This window comes from Staphylococcus sp. HMSC077D08 (assembly GCF_001837945.1).
Classification (GTDB): Bacteria; Bacillota; Bacilli; order Staphylococcales; family Staphylococcaceae; genus Staphylococcus; species Staphylococcus epidermidis.
Window position 1 is genome coordinate 1 of sequence record NZ_KV834740.1, and the last position, 15,723, is coordinate 15,723.

The 15,723-nt window shown below is 31.8% G+C and carries 20 protein-coding genes; 16 read left to right on the forward strand and 4 right to left on the reverse strand.

What is annotated here, in order from left to right; translation table 11 throughout:
• Window positions 1-183: 183 nt before the first annotated feature.
• From HMPREF2663_RS00480 to HMPREF2663_RS00490, 3 genes are all read left to right on the forward strand, one after another.
• Window positions 184-1,125, forward strand: coding sequence for a nucleoside hydrolase (locus tag HMPREF2663_RS00480; protein ID WP_002447300.1), 942 nt, complete (start codon window positions 184-186; stop codon window positions 1,123-1,125).
• A gap of 109 nt (window positions 1,126-1,234) precedes the next feature.
• Entirely contained in the window at window positions 1,235-1,783 is a 549-nt protein-coding gene (locus tag HMPREF2663_RS00485; RefSeq protein WP_002473886.1) for a biotin transporter BioY, read from the forward strand.
• 36 nt (window positions 1,784-1,819) lie between these two features.
• On the forward strand, window positions 1,820-2,575 hold the full coding sequence (locus HMPREF2663_RS00490) for a GNAT family N-acetyltransferase (protein WP_070845562.1): 756 nt from the start codon (window positions 1,820-1,822) through the stop codon (window positions 2,573-2,575).
• A gap of 122 nt (window positions 2,576-2,697) precedes the next feature.
• Here the strand turns inward: HMPREF2663_RS00490 and fdhD are convergent, their stop codons facing one another.
• Window positions 2,698-3,492, reverse strand: coding sequence for a formate dehydrogenase accessory sulfurtransferase FdhD (gene fdhD / locus HMPREF2663_RS00495; RefSeq protein WP_070845564.1), 795 nt, complete (start codon window positions 3,490-3,492; stop codon window positions 2,698-2,700).
• Window positions 3,493-3,711: 219 nt separating this feature from the next.
• On the opposite strand from fdhD, the gene modA reads away from it, so the two are divergent.
• The 5 genes from modA to HMPREF2663_RS00520 all read left to right on the forward strand — a co-directional run bounded on the left by modA (window position 3,712) and on the right by HMPREF2663_RS00520 (window position 7,431).
• Entirely contained in the window at window positions 3,712-4,497 is a 786-nt protein-coding gene (modA, locus tag HMPREF2663_RS00500) for a molybdate ABC transporter substrate-binding protein (RefSeq protein WP_002500905.1), read from the forward strand.
• Window positions 4,498-4,510: 13 nt separating this feature from the next.
• Window positions 4,511-5,182 (forward strand): molybdate ABC transporter permease subunit, encoded by a 672-nt coding sequence (gene modB / locus HMPREF2663_RS00505; RefSeq protein WP_001832420.1) that lies wholly within the window; start codon window positions 4,511-4,513, stop codon window positions 5,180-5,182.
• Window positions 5,183-5,791 carry an ATP-binding cassette domain-containing protein gene (locus HMPREF2663_RS00510; protein ID WP_002447306.1) on the forward strand — a complete coding sequence of 203 codons (609 nt, stop codon included), beginning with the start codon at window positions 5,183-5,185 and terminating at the stop codon, window positions 5,789-5,791.
• Between the two features lie 87 nt (window positions 5,792-5,878).
• A complete protein-coding gene (locus HMPREF2663_RS00515) occupies window positions 5,879-6,880 on the forward strand; it encodes a ThiF family adenylyltransferase (RefSeq protein WP_070592707.1) in 1,002 nt (333 codons plus the stop codon).
• Window positions 6,881-6,900: 20 nt separating this feature from the next.
• Window positions 6,901-7,431: a MogA/MoaB family molybdenum cofactor biosynthesis protein gene (locus HMPREF2663_RS00520; protein WP_002447308.1), complete on the forward strand. Its 531-nt coding sequence runs from the start codon at window positions 6,901-6,903 to the stop codon at window positions 7,429-7,431.
• Window positions 7,432-7,488: 57 nt separating this feature from the next.
• Here HMPREF2663_RS00520 and moaC read toward each other — a convergent pair whose 3' ends face one another.
• Complete coding sequence (moaC, locus tag HMPREF2663_RS00525) at window positions 7,489-7,980, reverse strand: cyclic pyranopterin monophosphate synthase MoaC (RefSeq protein ID WP_002447309.1); 492 nt, start codon at window positions 7,978-7,980, stop codon at window positions 7,489-7,491.
• A 61-nt stretch (window positions 7,981-8,041) separates the two neighbouring features.
• Here moaC and glp point away from each other — a divergent pair, with 61 nt between their 5' ends.
• The 7 genes from glp (at window position 8,042) to HMPREF2663_RS00560 (ending at window position 12,868) form a co-directional block, all read left to right on the forward strand.
• On the forward strand, window positions 8,042-9,301 hold the full coding sequence (glp, locus tag HMPREF2663_RS00530; protein ID WP_002447310.1) for a molybdopterin molybdotransferase MoeA: 1,260 nt from the start codon (window positions 8,042-8,044) through the stop codon (window positions 9,299-9,301).
• A complete protein-coding gene (gene mobB / locus HMPREF2663_RS00535; RefSeq protein WP_070845566.1) occupies window positions 9,298-9,774 on the forward strand; it encodes a molybdopterin-guanine dinucleotide biosynthesis protein B in 477 nt (158 codons plus the stop codon). The genes glp and mobB overlap by 4 nt, the downstream gene beginning before the upstream one ends.
• Entirely contained in the window at window positions 9,775-10,227 is a 453-nt protein-coding gene (locus HMPREF2663_RS00540; protein ID WP_002500899.1) for a molybdenum cofactor biosynthesis protein MoaE, read from the forward strand.
• Window positions 10,224-10,457 carry a molybdopterin converting factor subunit 1 gene (gene moaD, locus HMPREF2663_RS00545; protein ID WP_070845568.1) on the forward strand — a complete coding sequence of 78 codons (234 nt, stop codon included), beginning with the start codon at window positions 10,224-10,226 and terminating at the stop codon, window positions 10,455-10,457. The genes HMPREF2663_RS00540 and moaD overlap by 4 nt, the downstream gene beginning before the upstream one ends.
• A 5-nt stretch (window positions 10,458-10,462) precedes the next feature.
• Window positions 10,463-11,068 (forward strand): molybdenum cofactor guanylyltransferase MobA, encoded by a 606-nt coding sequence (gene mobA / locus HMPREF2663_RS00550; protein ID WP_033862434.1) that lies wholly within the window; start codon window positions 10,463-10,465, stop codon window positions 11,066-11,068.
• Window positions 11,069-11,080: 12 nt separating this feature from the next.
• A complete protein-coding gene (gene moaA / locus HMPREF2663_RS00555) occupies window positions 11,081-12,103 on the forward strand; it encodes a GTP 3',8-cyclase MoaA (RefSeq protein WP_002475356.1) in 1,023 nt (340 codons plus the stop codon).
• Window positions 12,104-12,517: 414 nt separating this feature from the next.
• Window positions 12,518-12,868, forward strand: coding sequence for a SarA family transcriptional regulator (locus HMPREF2663_RS00560; protein WP_001832414.1), 351 nt, complete (start codon window positions 12,518-12,520; stop codon window positions 12,866-12,868).
• 200 nt (window positions 12,869-13,068) lie between these two features.
• On the opposite strand, the gene HMPREF2663_RS00565 is transcribed toward HMPREF2663_RS00560, so the two are convergent.
• Together HMPREF2663_RS00565 and HMPREF2663_RS00570 are read right to left on the reverse strand one after the other, a co-directional pair.
• On the reverse strand, window positions 13,069-14,262 hold the full coding sequence (locus tag HMPREF2663_RS00565; RefSeq protein ID WP_002475365.1) for an MFS transporter: 1,194 nt from the start codon (window positions 14,260-14,262) through the stop codon (window positions 13,069-13,071).
• Window positions 14,262-14,702, reverse strand: a complete 441-nt coding sequence (locus HMPREF2663_RS00570) for a MarR family winged helix-turn-helix transcriptional regulator (RefSeq protein ID WP_176746322.1) — start codon at window positions 14,700-14,702, stop codon at window positions 14,262-14,264. Before HMPREF2663_RS00570 ends, HMPREF2663_RS00565 begins: the two co-directional genes overlap by 1 nt.
• A 161-nt stretch (window positions 14,703-14,863) precedes the next feature.
• Between HMPREF2663_RS00570 and HMPREF2663_RS00575 the strand changes: the two genes are divergently transcribed.
• A complete protein-coding gene (locus HMPREF2663_RS00575) occupies window positions 14,864-15,625 on the forward strand; it encodes a VOC family protein (protein WP_070845570.1) in 762 nt (253 codons plus the stop codon).
• Window positions 15,626-15,723: the final 98 nt, after the last annotated feature.

Sequence of the window (15,723 nt, forward strand, 5' to 3'; positions counted from 1 at the left end):
GGCTATTTTGCTAGGAATTATGTCCCAGGCTCTTTTCTAATGCAATCATAATGAAATCGCTGTGTAACTGCTAAATATTTATAGATTGGCATGTATTCAATGATCAACTTGAAATTATTTGGTGTCATAAAAGATTTCAAATATAATTAAGTTATTCATTAAAAAACGTTAGGAGTATCAACTATGACCAAAGTATATTTTAATCATGATGGTGGCGTTGATGATTTAGTGTCACTATTTTTATTATTACAAATGGAAAATATAGAACTTGTTGGTGTAAGTACGATTGGTGCAGACTGCTATTTAGAACCTTCATTAAGTGCTTCATTAAAGATTATAAATCGTTTTTCAGACGTTGAAATTAATGTAGCACCATCATATGAAAGAGGGAAAAATCCTTTTCCAAAAGAATGGAGAATGCATGCTTTCTTTATGGATGCCCTACCAGTGCTAAATGAGTCTTGTATACCCAAAAGATGTAAGGCTAGTGAGGACGAGGCGTATATAGATATTATTCGTAAGGTGAAGCGTTGTGATGAGAAAGTTACATTGTTATTTACTGGACCGCTTACAGATTTAGCTAAAGCTATAAACTATGACAACTCAATTTTAAAAAATATAGAGAAATTAGTTTGGATGGGTGGAACGTTTTTAGACAAAGGAAATGTTGAAGAACCAGAACATGATGGTACAGCTGAATGGAATGCATTTTGGGATCCCGAGGCTGTAAAAGTTGTATTAGATAGTGATATGATTGTCGATATTGTTGCTTTAGAAAGTACAAATCAAGTCCCTCTAACAATGGAAGTTCGTCAAATGTGGGCAGATAAAAGACAATATTTAGGCGTTGATTTTCTGGGCACAAGTTACGCAGCAGTACCACCACTCACACATTTTGTGACCAATTCAACATACTTTTTATGGGATGTATTAACTACTGCTTATGTGGGTTCTCCAAATTTAGTTGAATCAACGAAATTGAAAATTGATGTAGTCAGTCAAGGACCTAGTCAAGGGAGAACATTCCAATCTGAAAATGGACGTGAAGTTCAAGTCATTACGGATGTAAATAAACAAGCATTCTTTAAATACATAACGGATTTAGCAAAGAAAATTGAGTCCTAAGTTTTATTTGTTAATAAAAAGGTGCATCTACTTCAACTTATTGTAAACTTTTCGTTCATAAAAGTTTACAAGGGTGCTATAATAAAATCTATGTAAGGAGGATGAACAAGTGACTACAAAACATTTAGTATATACAGCTTTAATGACTGCTATCATTTGTATTTTAGGTTTAGTACCAAGTGTACCTCTGCCATTTATGCCAGTACCTATTGTATTACAGAATATAGGAATCTTTTTGGCAGGAATTATTTTAGGGCGAAAACTTGGTACTACAAGTGTTATTGTCTTTTTATTATTAGTAGCTACAGGTTTACCAGTGCTTTCTGGAGGCCGTGGGGGAATTGGCGTATTTGCAGGACCTTCGGCAGGATTCTTATTCTTATATCCTGTTGTAGCTTACTTTATAGGTATTATTCGTGATGCATATTTGCATAAAATTAATTTCTTAGTGATTTTTATAGCTACACTAGTTATCGGTGTATTAGGATTAGATATATTAGGTACAATCATTATGGGCTTCATTATACATATACCTATCTCTAAGGCATTTATATTATCATTTACATTTATGCCAGGTGATATTATTAAGGCTATTATTGCAAGTTTAATAGGTGCAGCAATTTTAAATCATTCACGTTTCAAGACTCTTATTCAGTAACTAAAAAATAATAATGAAGTTGATGAGGCGATATTTATGTCGAAAATAACTTTTAAAGATATTTATATTGGTGGAAATAAAATAACTGAAGATTCTAGAAAGGTGATTTATCTCTTACCTTCTCAACCTTTAAAATATGCGAGTAACACGTGGATTTATAAAACGATGCCAACAATGAATCAATGGCTTAAAGACATTGAGGTTCAAAAGAAAACGCATCTAAATCAATCATCCTATCATCTTTCATTTTCATTTCCAGCTAATGAAAATATAGATGAAGTATTGTTGGAAAAAATCCGTGACCTAGGTTTTCAGATAGGAGTACTTGAGCTTTATGTCATTGAAGCTAAAGCGTTAAAGGAACTTTCACGCAAAAGAGACGTAGATATTCAACTTGTAACAAGTAGTAATATCAATGATTACCTTCATGTCTATGATGCGTTTGCACGGCCTTTTGGTGATAACTATACCAACATGGTTAAACAACATATTTATAGCTCACACAACTTGGATGACATTGAACGTTTAGTTGCATATGTTAACCAGCAACCAGTTGGAATAGTTGATATTATAATGACGGATAAAACAATAGAAATAGATGGTTTTGGGGTTTTAAAAGAATTCCAACATCAAGGTATTGGTTCTGAAATACAAGCTTACGTTGGACGTATGGCTAACGAGCGACCTGTTATTCTTGTTGCAGATGGAGAAGATACTGCTAAAGATATGTATCTAAGACAAGGATATATATACCAAGGTTTTAAGTATCATATTTTAAAAGAAAATATTTAAGTTAATCGAAATTTTACATCGAAGTGATAACCTAAGATGGATTATTAAATCTATCTTAGGTTATTTTTTATATGTTCAAAGGTGATCGGACATGTAGTGTTAACCTTAAAATTCATTTAATTTTAAAATTCATTTATGATTCTTTCTGGATGACTATAGATATTAAAATGATTTTCTCGAATAAACCCAATTGCGGTAATGTTTAAATCTCTTGCAAGTTGTATTGCAAGTGAAGTAGGAGCAGATTTAGATAATATAATTCCTACACCGATTTTAGCTGCTTTGATTAAAATTTCTGATGAAATACGGCCACTAAAAATCAAAACCTTATCTCTCACAGATATATGTCGTTGAATGCAGTAACCGTATAATTTATCAAGAGCGTTATGACGTCCGATATCGTGGCGATGTTCAAAAAAGTCTTTTCCATCACTGATGGCAGCATTATGAAGACCACCCGTTTGTTTGAAAATAATACTTGCATCCTGTAATTGCGTCATCAAATTAATAACTTGTTTGGGTTGAAATTGAATGTTTGTCATTGATGTTTTGGCAATAGCAGCATCATTTTGAAAATAAAATGCTCTGCTTTTACCACAACAGGAAGCCAGCACACGTTTTGTAGGATGTTCGAATTGTTGACCTACTGATTGAGTTAGTTTTACATGAGCGAATCCTTTACTTTCGTCAATATGAATGGATTGTAAGTCATTCCTCTTTAAGAATATACCTTCAGATGCAAGAAAACCTAAAGTCAATTCTTCTAAATGGTTTGGACTACAAATAATAGTTGCAAACTCAATATCGTTGACTTTAATTGTTAATGGCATCTCTGTTACACATGAATCCGATGCTGTATATAAGTGTCCATTCTCAAATTTGATTATAGTTTGTTTTTGCGTCACATCTTTTTTCATTTTTTTACCCCTTTAATCATGACTACTTATTATCTTAAATGTAACTCACTTCTCACTCTTTTGTATATCCTATTATTAGGAAAGGACTTTTGAGAAATTTTTATAAAGTCAATTCGAGTACATTTAGTTGTATAAATAATGACATAATTTATCACATTTTATTTCTTTTTCAAATATTATTTAAAGCGTATAATAAAGGTTAAATGGAGGTAGGCTATCATGAAAATGAAACATATTTTTATTACTATTTTAACATTAAGTATAGTATTAGCAGGTTGTACCAATGAGAGAGGTCTGAATAAAGAACATAATGAAAAACAATCCCCAAAAGGTGATAAACAAGAACTTCAAGTTTCTGCTGCAGCAAGTTTGACTGAAGTCAGTAAATCATTAGAAAATGAATTTAAAAAGGACCATCCAAATGTAGAGATTAAATTTAACTATGGCGGATCAGGTGCGTTAAGACAACAAATAGAAGCGGGTGCTCCGGCAGATGTCATGATGTCAGCTAACACTAAAGATATAGATCTGTTGAAGAAAAAAAACAAAGCACATGATACTTATAATTATGCAAAGAATCAGCTTGTATTAATTGGTGATAAAAATAAAAGTTATACCTCTGTAAAAGATTTAAATCAAAACGACAAACTCGCACTAGGACAAATAAAAACAGTGCCTGCAGGTAAATATGCAAAACAATATTTAGATGATCAACATTTATATGGTGATGTTAAAGATAAAATTATTTTTGCTAAAGACGTAAAACAAGTATTAAATTATGTGGAAAAAGGAAACGCACAGGAAGGATTCGTTTATAAAACAGACTTATATCAACAAAAGAAAAAAGCAAATAAAGTTAAAGTCATCGAAGAAATTAAATTAAGTAAACCAATTACTTATAAAGCAGGTGCAACTTCAGATAAAAAATTAGCTAAAGAATGGATAAACTTCTTAAAATCCAATAAAGCTAAACAAATTCTTAAAGAATATCAATTTTCTGTATAAGGGGTTCTGAGCTATGCCTGATTTAACGTCCTTTTGGATTTCTTTTCGTGTTGCTTTAATTAGTACAATGATAGTTACTATTTTTGGCATATTGATTTCTAAATGGCTATACAATAAAAATAGATATTGGGTAAATCTATTAGAAAGTTTTATCATTTTACCAATTGTGTTACCACCTACTGTTCTTGGTTTTATATTATTAATTATATTTTCTACAAGAAGTCCTGTAGGAGAATTCTTTACTAATATCTTACACTTACCAGTTGTATTTACTTTGACAGGTGCAGTGATTGCATCTGTCATTGTTAGTTTTCCCCTTATGTATCAACATACAGTGAATGGGTTTCGAAGTATAGATTCAAAGATGTTAAATACTGCAAGAACCATGGGAGCAAGTGAAACAAAAATATTTTTTAAATTGGTGTTACCATTATCTAAACGTTCTATTCTTGCAGGTATTATGATGAGCTTTGCAAGAGCAATAGGTGAATTTGGTGCTACTTTGATGGTTGCTGGCTATATTCCGGACAAAACAAACACATTGCCTTTAGAAATTTATTTCTTAGTGGAGCAAGGGAAAGAAAATGAAGCTTGGTTATGGGTGCTTGTATTAGTTGCGTTTGCGGTAACTGTCATAGCGACCATTAATCTAGTTAATCGTGATACGTTTAGGGAGGTTGATTAAATGCTCACAATTAAATTGAATGGTGTGCTTAATCAGACGGAAATTAATATCAACATAGATGATCAACTCCCCAAGATATATGCGATACAGGGACCATCTGGAATTGGAAAGACAACAATTTTAAATATAATTGCCGGTTTGAAAGCTATAAATTATTCATATATAAAGGTTGGTAAACGTGTATTAACTGATTCACGACATCATTTGAATGTTAAGGTTCAACAACGTCGTATAGGATATTTATTTCAAGATTATCAACTTTTCCCTAATATGAATGTTTATAACAATATAACGTTTATGACTAAGCCTTCTGAACATATCAATAAACTTATTCATACTCTAAAAATAGAGCATTTACTTGAAAAGTATCCTGTGACCTTATCAGGAGGTGAAGCTCAACGCGTCGCTTTAGCTAGGGCGCTAAGTACGAAACCCGATTTAATTTTGCTTGATGAGCCTTTTTCAAGTTTAGATGATAAGACAAAAAAAGAAGGTATCAAATTAATTTTAAAAATATTCGAAGCATGGAAAATTCCCATTATATTTGTAACGCATTCAAATTATGAAGCGCAACAAATGGCACATAAGATTATAACAATTGAAGATTGAATAAAAATATAGCAAGAAGTGCTATTTACCTGTTAATTTTAACAATTATTCGTATATTCAAAATATAAAGAGAGGTTTAGGGATTTGATGCAAGAAAGATACTCGAGACAAGTGCTGTTTAAGCAAATTGGTTTAAAAGGTCAAAGTCAACTTGAGAAAAAACATGTACTTATAGTAGGTATGGGGGCGTTAGGAACACACTTAGCTGAGGGATTAGTGAGAGCAGGAATAAATAAGTTAACTATTGTTGATAGAGACTACATTGAATTTAGCAACTTACAACGACAAACACTCTTTATAGAGCGTGATGCAGAAGATGTACTACCAAAAGTAATCGCTGCACAGAAAGTTTTAAAAGAGATACGTAAAGATGTAGAGATAGATGCTTATATTGAGCATGTCAATTACAATTTCTTAGAGCAACATGGAATAGATGTCGATATTATATTAGATGCAACTGATAATTTTGATACGCGTGAGTTAATTAATGATTTTGCTTATAAACATCAGATTCCTTGGATATATGGTGGTGTTGTTCAAAGTACATATGTTCAGGCAACGTTTATTCCTGGGCAAACACCGTGTTTTAATTGCTTAATGCCTCAATTACCATCTATTAATTTAACATGTGATACGGTTGGAGTTATTCAACCAGCTGTAACAATGACAACCAGTTTACAACTCAGTGATGCATTAAAGTTATTGACTGGTAATAAGGTTAAGACACACTTCACTTACGGGGATATTTGGGAAGGGGATCATTATACATTTGGTTTTAGTCGTATGCAAAATGAAGATTGTAAAACATGTGGTCATGCTCCAACATATCCACACCTTAATCAACATCAACAAGATTACGCGACCTTATGTGGAAGAGACACTGTTCAATATAAAAATGCTGATATTTCTCAGGAAATATTACTATCATTTCTCGAGCGAAATCATATTCAACATCGTACGAATTTATATATGACAATGTTTAGGTTTAGAGAATATCGAATTGTTGCATTTTCTGGAGGTAGATTTTTGATACATGGAACGACAGAACCTAAAAAAGCAATTCAATTAATGCATCAACTATTTGGTTAAATATAAGGGAGTGGATAAACATGCACAAACATCAACATCAGAATATTCATTTAAACAGACCGATTCATGTAGCAATTTTGACTGTATCGGATACGAGAGATTATGATTCTGATAAAGGTGGTCAACTGATTCAATCTTTGATAAATCAACATGAAAATCATGTTGATATTAATTATTATCGAATTGTTAAAGACGATATAGAAGCTATTACACACCAACTTAAGCTTTGGTTAGCTTCACCAAATCAACTAGATGTCATTATTACAACGGGAGGAACAGGTATCTCACAAAGAGATGTGACAATAGAAGCTGTTCGCCCATTATTAACTAAAGAATTAGAAGGTTTTGGTGAATTATTTAGATACTTAAGTTATACCGAAGATGTTGGTACAAGAGCATTATTAACTCGAGCTATTGCAGGTACCTGTGATAATACCTTGATTTTTGCACTTCCTGGCTCAACAGGTGCAATTAAACTTGCAATAGAAAAATTAATTAAACCTGAATTGAGTCACTTAGTGTTTGAATTAAATAAAGACATAAGGAATTAAGTAATTTCAAGATTTTAGATATAATGTAGGAATTTTTAATGTATATAATGAATAGAATTATAAATTTTTTCTGTGGAAGTCGCCAGATTTACCACCAGATTTAGATTCTAAGTACGTTTCGCCAATTACCATGCCTTTGTCTATAGCTTTTGTCATATCGTAGATTGTAAGTGCTGTAACTGAAGCAGCAGTCAATGCTTCCATTTCAACACCAGTTTTGCCTGTTGTAGACACGACCGCTGTAATATTTAAACGATATGAATCATCATTATTTGAACCCCATTTGAAGGATACATCTATACCTGTAAGTGGTAATGGATGACACATTGGAATGATTGTAGAAGTGTTTTTAGCTGCCATGATACCAGCAATTTGCGCAGTATTAAGTACATTTCCTTTACTATTAGTATTTTGAGTAATTTGTCTATAAATTTTTTCATTAACTATTATACTTGAGTGTGCTTCTGCTACACGTTTTGTAATTTTCTTATTAGAAACATCAACCATTTTAGCATTACCTTGTTTATTAATATGTGTGAAATGAGTCATTTTTTCCCTCCTATTAGGAGTAAGTATATCATGAAAATTAATATTTTTTGGAGATGAGTGTATGTCTGTAGAGAAAAGAACGCCAATATCAGTTAAAGAAGCAATTAATCGTATTATGAAACAACATGTAGAAGTGAAGAATATCAATGTTAATTTAGATGAAAGTTTAGGACATATTCTTGCTGAAGATATTGTTGCGACCTATGATATACCAAGGTTTAATAAATCACCTTATGATGGATTTGCAATTAGAAGTGAAGATTCACAAGGTGCAAGTGGCGAAAACCGTATTGAATTTGAAGTAATAGATCATATCGGTGCAGGTTCAGTTTCAGAAAAAACAATTGATAAAAACCAAGCAATACGAATAATGACTGGTGCTCAGATTCCTTCTGGAGCTGATGCAGTAGTAATGTTTGAACAAACTATTGAATCTGAAACAACTTTTACAATTAGAAAATCTTTTAAACATTTAGAAAATATTTCACTACAAGGTGAAGAAATAAAAGCTGGTGATATCGTACTGCATAAAGGTATGCGTATTAACTCTGGTGTGATAGCAGTCTTAGCAACATACGGTTATACTAAAGTGCGAGTGTCTCGAAAACCAACTGTTGCAGTAATTGCTACAGGTAGTGAATTGCTTGAAGTAGAAGATGAGCTTGAACCAGGAAAGATACGAAATTCAAACGGACCGATGATTAAAGCATTAGCTAAACAATTCGGAATACAAGTTGGAATGTATAAAGTTCAGCATGATAATCTAGAAAAGAGTATTGAGGTCGTAAGAAAAGCTTTATCAGAGCATGATTTAGTAATTACTACTGGAGGTGTGTCGGTAGGAGATTTTGATTACTTACCAGAAATATACAAGTCCATCCAAGCGCAGATACTATTTAACAAAGTGGCTCAAAGACCAGGTAGTGTTACTACGGTTGCATTTGTAGATGGTAAATATTTATTTGGCTTATCTGGAAATCCTTCAGCCTGCTATACAGGATTTGAATTATATGTTAAACCCGCTGTAAATAAGCTCATGGGAGCTAAAGCTTGTTATCCGCAAATAATCAAAGCTACACTTATGGAAGATTTTAATAAAGCTAACCCATTTACACGATTGATTCGTGCTAAGGCAACATTAACAAAAGCTGGAATGACAGTAATACCATCTGGATTTAATAAATCAGGTGCAGTTGTAGCTATTGCGCACGCTAATGCTATGATTATGCTTCCTGGTGGTACACGTGGATTTAAAGCAGGTAACATTGTTGATGTGATTTTGACCGAATCTAATAGTTTTGAAGAGGAATTGATACTATGATTTTACAAATTGTAGGTATGAAAAATTCAGGGAAAACTACATTGATGAACCATGCGATATCATTTTTAAAAGAACGAGGTTATTCAGTAGCAACAATTAAACATCACGGGCATATTGGTGAAGAAATTGAATTACAGTCATCTGATGTTGACCACATGAAACATTTTGCTGCGGGCGCAGATCAAAGTATTGTTCAGGGGCATCATTTACAGCAAACAGTGACACGTAAAAAGAAACAATCGCTTAGAGAAATAATTGAAAATTCTGTTACAATTGATTGTAGTATCATTTTAGTTGAGGGCTTTAAAGAAGAAAATTATGATAAAATTATCGTTTATAAAAATAATGATGAATTAAGAACTCTACAAAGACTTTCTCACGTCATAGGGAAAATAGAAACCAATCATCCACGAGCAAATAATCAACTTGAGCACTTACTCAACAAATTAATTAAGGATAAGGGAATGAATTAAATGAAGCAATTTGAAATCGTGACTCAACCTATTGAAACAGAACAATATAGGGATTTTACGATTAACGAACGTCAAGGTGCCGTAGTCGTATTTACTGGTCACGTAAGAGAGTGGACTAAAGGTATTCGTACACAACACTTAGAATATGAGGCTTATATACCAATGGCTGAGAAAAAATTAGCTCAAATTGGAAAAGAAATTGAAGAAAAGTGGCCTGGAACAATAACAACAATTGTACATCGAATTGGGCCGTTACAAATATCAGATATAGCAGTTTTAATTGCAGTATCTTCTCCTCATAGAAAAGCGGCATATGAAGCAAATGAATACGCCATAGAGCGCATAAAAGAAATTGTTCCAATTTGGAAAAAGGAAATTTGGGATGATGGTGCTGAATGGCAAGGCCATCAAAAGGGAACATATAATGAAGCAAAAAAGGGGAAAGCAAGATGAAAATTTTATATTTTGCAGAGTTAAAAGAGTTGCTCAATCGATCTACTGAAACAATACATTTAGATACGACACTAACTGTTCAAGAATTCGAGTCATATTTATTAAAACACCATAGAGAACTTAAATCTAAAAAATTTCAAATTGCCGTTAATGAAGAATTCGTCAGACAAGATGATATGGTCCAACCAGGAGATACAATTGCGCTCATTCCACCGGTCAGTGGGGGTTGATCAAGATGAAAGCAATTATTTTAGCAGGTGGAGAATCTAGCCGATTTGGTAAAGCTAAAGCTTTTGCTAAAATTGATAATCAATATTTTTATCAAAAAATTATAGAAACGTTAAAATCTACAAATATGTTTAATCGCATTATCATTAGCACTAATTCACAATTAGCTTCTCAGTTTGAATATGAATATGTGATTATTGATGACGAACATCATCAAAATAAAGGGCCGCTAACAGGAATTTACTCAGTGATGAAGCAATACATGGATGAAGAATTGTTTTTCATTGTATCTGTTGATACACCAATGATTACTAGTAAAGCAGTGAATGGGTTATATCATTTCATGGTATCAAACTTAATTGAATCACGTTTAGATATTGTAGCATTTAAAGAAGGACAAATATGTATACCGACGATTGGTTTTTATACACTTTCGACGTTTCCTTTTATTGAAAAAGCTTTAAATTCAAATCATTTAAGTCTAAAGCATGTCTTTAAACAATTATCAACAGATTGGTTAGACGTTACTGAAATTGACTCGCCTCATTATTGGTATAAGAATATTAATTTTCAGCATGATTTGGACTCTTTAAAAAAGCAGATAAATGAATAAGGAGGTCCAACAATGAAAACGGTAATACAAGATAAATTAGGTCGTCCAATACGGGATTTAAGAATATCGGTCACTGATCGATGTAATTTCAGATGTGATTATTGTATGCCAAAGGAAATCTTTGGAGATGATTACACTTTCTTACCTAAGGATGAATTGCTTACTTTTGAAGAATTAACACGAATTTCAAAGATTTATGCTCAATTAGGAGTTAAAAAGATAAGAATTACAGGAGGAGAGCCTCTCTTACGACGCAATCTTTATAAACTTGTAGAGCAATTAAATCTCATAGATGGTATAGAGGATATTGGATTGACTACTAATGGCTTGTTATTAAAAAAACATGGAAAAAATTTATATCAAGCTGGTTTACGACGTATTAATGTAAGTTTAGATGCGATTGAGGATAACGTTTTTCAAGAAATTAACAATAGAAATATTAAAGCGTCTACAATTTTAGAACAAATTGATTATGCAGTATCGATAGGTTTTGAAGTTAAAGTAAACGTGGTTATTCAAAAAGGGGTTAATGATAATCAAATTATTCCGATGATTGATTATTTTAAAAATAAAAATATTGAAGTACGTTTTATTGAATTTATGGATGTAGGTAACGATAATGGATGGAATTTCAATAAAGTTGTAACTAAAGAAGAAATGCTTAATATGATAGAACAACATTTTGAGATAAGTCCTGTAGCGCCTAAATATTATGGGGAAGTTGCTAAATATTTTCGACATAAAGATAGTGATGCACAATTTGGTCTAATTACGAGTGTATCTGAATCATTTTGTTCCACATGTACGCGTGCTCGATTGTCTTCAGATGGTAAATTTTATGGTTGTTTATTTGCCTCCTCAGAAGGGTTTGATGTAAAAGCCTTAATACGTAATGGAGCTACAGATGATGATTTAAAAGCACAATTTAAACGATTGTGGAGTATTAGAAACAATCAGTACTCTGATAAGCGTACGATGCAAACTATTGAGAATAATAGAAAGAAAAAAATTAATATGAATTATATAGGTGGATAGGCGTAGTTTAGAATTTTACTACTTATGGGATTTGGACATTATATTATAAGCATTTAAATTTAGTTTCAAAAGTTTATAATACTAATAAATTATATTAAATGAGCAAGAAACAATTAATACAGTTTTGAGTATTTATAGACAACATATGCTTAAGTCTTCATGTTAAACATTTTAAATCCATAATTTTATACATTTAGTTAGTTAATATAGCTACGACAAAACCTATTTAGATATTTTAAATGCCTTTCAACATATAACTGATTGTTTAAATTGTTTAATTTCAAAACAATATTTAGAGGCAATTTTAATATTTGTTATAGATTAAATGCAAAACCTGTAATATAATAAAAATAAGCAATTGAGTTTTATCACACAAACACAACATCCAAGAATCAACTTAGGAGGCATATTATTATGAGTAACAAAGTACAACGTTTTATTGAATCAGAGAGAGAATTAAGTCAATTAAAGCATTGGCTTAAAACAACATATCGTATTTCTATTGAAGAATTTGTAGTTCTTTACAAGGTTTATGCAGACACTAAAATTAGTGGTAAAGAGTTACGAGACACATTACATTTCGAGATGTTATGGGATACTAGTAAAATTGATGTGATTATTCGTAAAATCTATAAGAAAGAACTCATTTCTAAATTACGCTCAGAAACCGATGAAAGACAAGTTTACTATTTCTTCGATGCAAAGCAAAAGAAATTATTGGACAAAATGACTGGAGAAATTGAAACAATTAGTATTGCAAATTAAGGACAGTAAATTTTAAATCTAAAAGTGACTAAATAAATTATAAAATAGCAGCTACCTTATGAATATTAAGGTAACTGCTATTTTTGTTATTATTTATATCCTAATATGAGTGATATAGCGATGTTGGAATAAAATTTACATAAAAGTCATTTTGGCATATTTAGGTATATTAACTTAGAAGTTTTTTAAAATTCTAGCAGTTAATATGCAGTGCTGTGAACCTTACGTCCGTGAACAATAATATAGATGACTAAAGTTGCAAATCCTAAAATACCCATGATTCCATATAATTGACTATAAGAAATCGTATGTGTGAAAAGACCTAGTAAGGATGGTCCAAATCCAATTCCTATATCTAAACCAATAAAGTAAGTTGATGTAGCTAAGCCATATTTATTTGATGGAGATACTTTTATTGCGATAGCTTGCATAGAAGATGACAAGTTACCATAACCAATTCCTAATGCGATACCTGCAATAAGTAATACCCATCCGTTAAAACTAAGCATCAGTAGAACAAAAGATAATACTAAGAAGATAAATGCTGGATAAACAACTACATTTTCGTTTTTATCATCCATCAATCTTCCAGCAATAGGTCTTGTTATGAGGGACGCAATAGCGTAAAAAATGAAAAAGTAACTTGCTGATGTAACTAGATCTCTTTCAACAGCAAAAGCCTGTAAATAAGTTAAAATAGCAGCGTAAGTAACACCGATTAATAACATGACGAATGCTACCGGAATGGCTTCTTTGGCTACAAAATGAGCCAAATTGAACCGTTTATGTGTAATTGTGTTTTCTTTAACTGTTGTGAAATTAATTTTAATTAACAGTGATAATAGACCACTTATGACACCTAAAATTACACAAATAGTAAATAAAATATTGATAGAAAAGGAATTCATCAATAACATACCAAAAAATGGGCCAATAGCGGTTCCCAACACCAAACTTAATGAGAATAAACTGATACCTTCACTTTTGCGTGTAGGTGGTGTAATATATGCTGCTATTGTTCCTGTAGCAGTTGTGGCAACCGCTGTTGCTAAACCGTTCAGTAAACGCACCATCATTAAGAACCAAACAGAACCAGGTATAAAATAAAGTAGCTGTGTTACTACTAAACATATTAAACCAAAAATGAGAATTTTTTTTGGACCAAATCGATTGACGTATTTACCTGTTACAAATCGACCTATTAATGATCCTACTATAAAAAGTCCGACTACGAGTCCAGCAACAGAATCAGAAGCATGGTATTCTGATTTACTATAGCTCGCGATAACGACAATTAATAAATACATACATAGATAAACAAAAAAGTTAATAGCAAAGTTAATATTAAAACTCTTCGTAAAAATGGGGTCTTTAGTTATTGTAGACTGATTCATTACTGCTCCTCCTTTATCATTGCTTCATGAATTTGAGACATCGCATTTGTAATATCAAATACTTGCTCATCAGTTAATCCAGTTTTTTTTATAATATCTTGTTGAATGACAGTGACCTTTTTATTAATAGTTTCAAAGAGGCTTTGACCTTTGTCAGTTAAACTTAATAATTTCTCTCTCTTATCAACTCCTGTTTTTGTCATAACCCAACCATTGTCTAACAATACTTTAATCAACTTTCGTGTTGTAGGCTTTTCTATTGAACGACGATGAGAAATTTTTACAAGTGTAGTAGGTTGATAATTGGCGATATCTCTTAGCACAAGCCATTGGCCAGTATGAATCTGATGATGATCTAATATAGGTTGTGTAAGTTTAATATAGGGTCTATATATACCTATAAAACTATTGAAAAATTCATTGGTTAAAATATCTAACACCTCATTGTTATATTAGTTAGCCTAGCTAACCATTTAAAAGACAGAGACAATTATATGACTAAAATGTGAATTTTGCAATGGTCTTTGATTCCTTTTTAATATTTAAAGTAATTAAAGTTAAATTTTGTTAAAATGAGCAATAACATGTGGAGGGGATAAAGTTGAACTTAAAATTAGACCATATCATTCACTATTTACATCAATTAGAGTCATTTAAGTTTCCTGGAGAAATATTAGAATTGCAAAATGGTGGAAGACATCATCATTTGGGCACCTTTAATCAAATAGCACCGATTAAAAATAGTTATATCGAATTGCTAGATGTTGAAAATGAGTCAAAACTTAACAATGTAGCTAAAACTGAAGAAGGTCGTGTATCATTTGCTACAAAAATAGTGCAGGATCATTTTAAACAAGGCTTTAAAGGTATTTGTTTTAGAACAAAGGATATAGATCAAGTTAAAAGTACTTTAGAAAATAGAGGCGTTGATGTAATTGGTCCTATTGACATGGAAAGAGAAAATAAGAAAGGGCATCAATTACGTTGGAGATTGCTATATATTGCTAACCCTGACTATAGAGTCAAACCACCTTTCTTTATAGAATGGGATAACAGCAGAAAGCAAAACCTATCACAAATACATAATTTCAACTTGTCAGAATTTGAAATTAAAGAGGTGATTATTACTAGTACTCAACGTGAAACAACAGTAAGTCTTTGGAAAGAATGGTATAAAATGAAAATAGTAAATGAAACAGCTACATCTACTGATCTCAAATTAGAAACTGATAAAGTTATTTATAAAATAGAAGACGGCAAAGATTCCGGTTTTCATACATTAATAATGACCGATATCCATGCCACAGCTCCATACTCAATATTTATACGTGGTTCTAAATATCGTTTTGAGCCACCCAACTAGTATAAATATAGATATGCACTGTGAATAATTAAACCGATGTGTATGAAAGCGAAAACGGTAGATAAAATACTTAGAATCAATTCATAGTTTGTAGTACG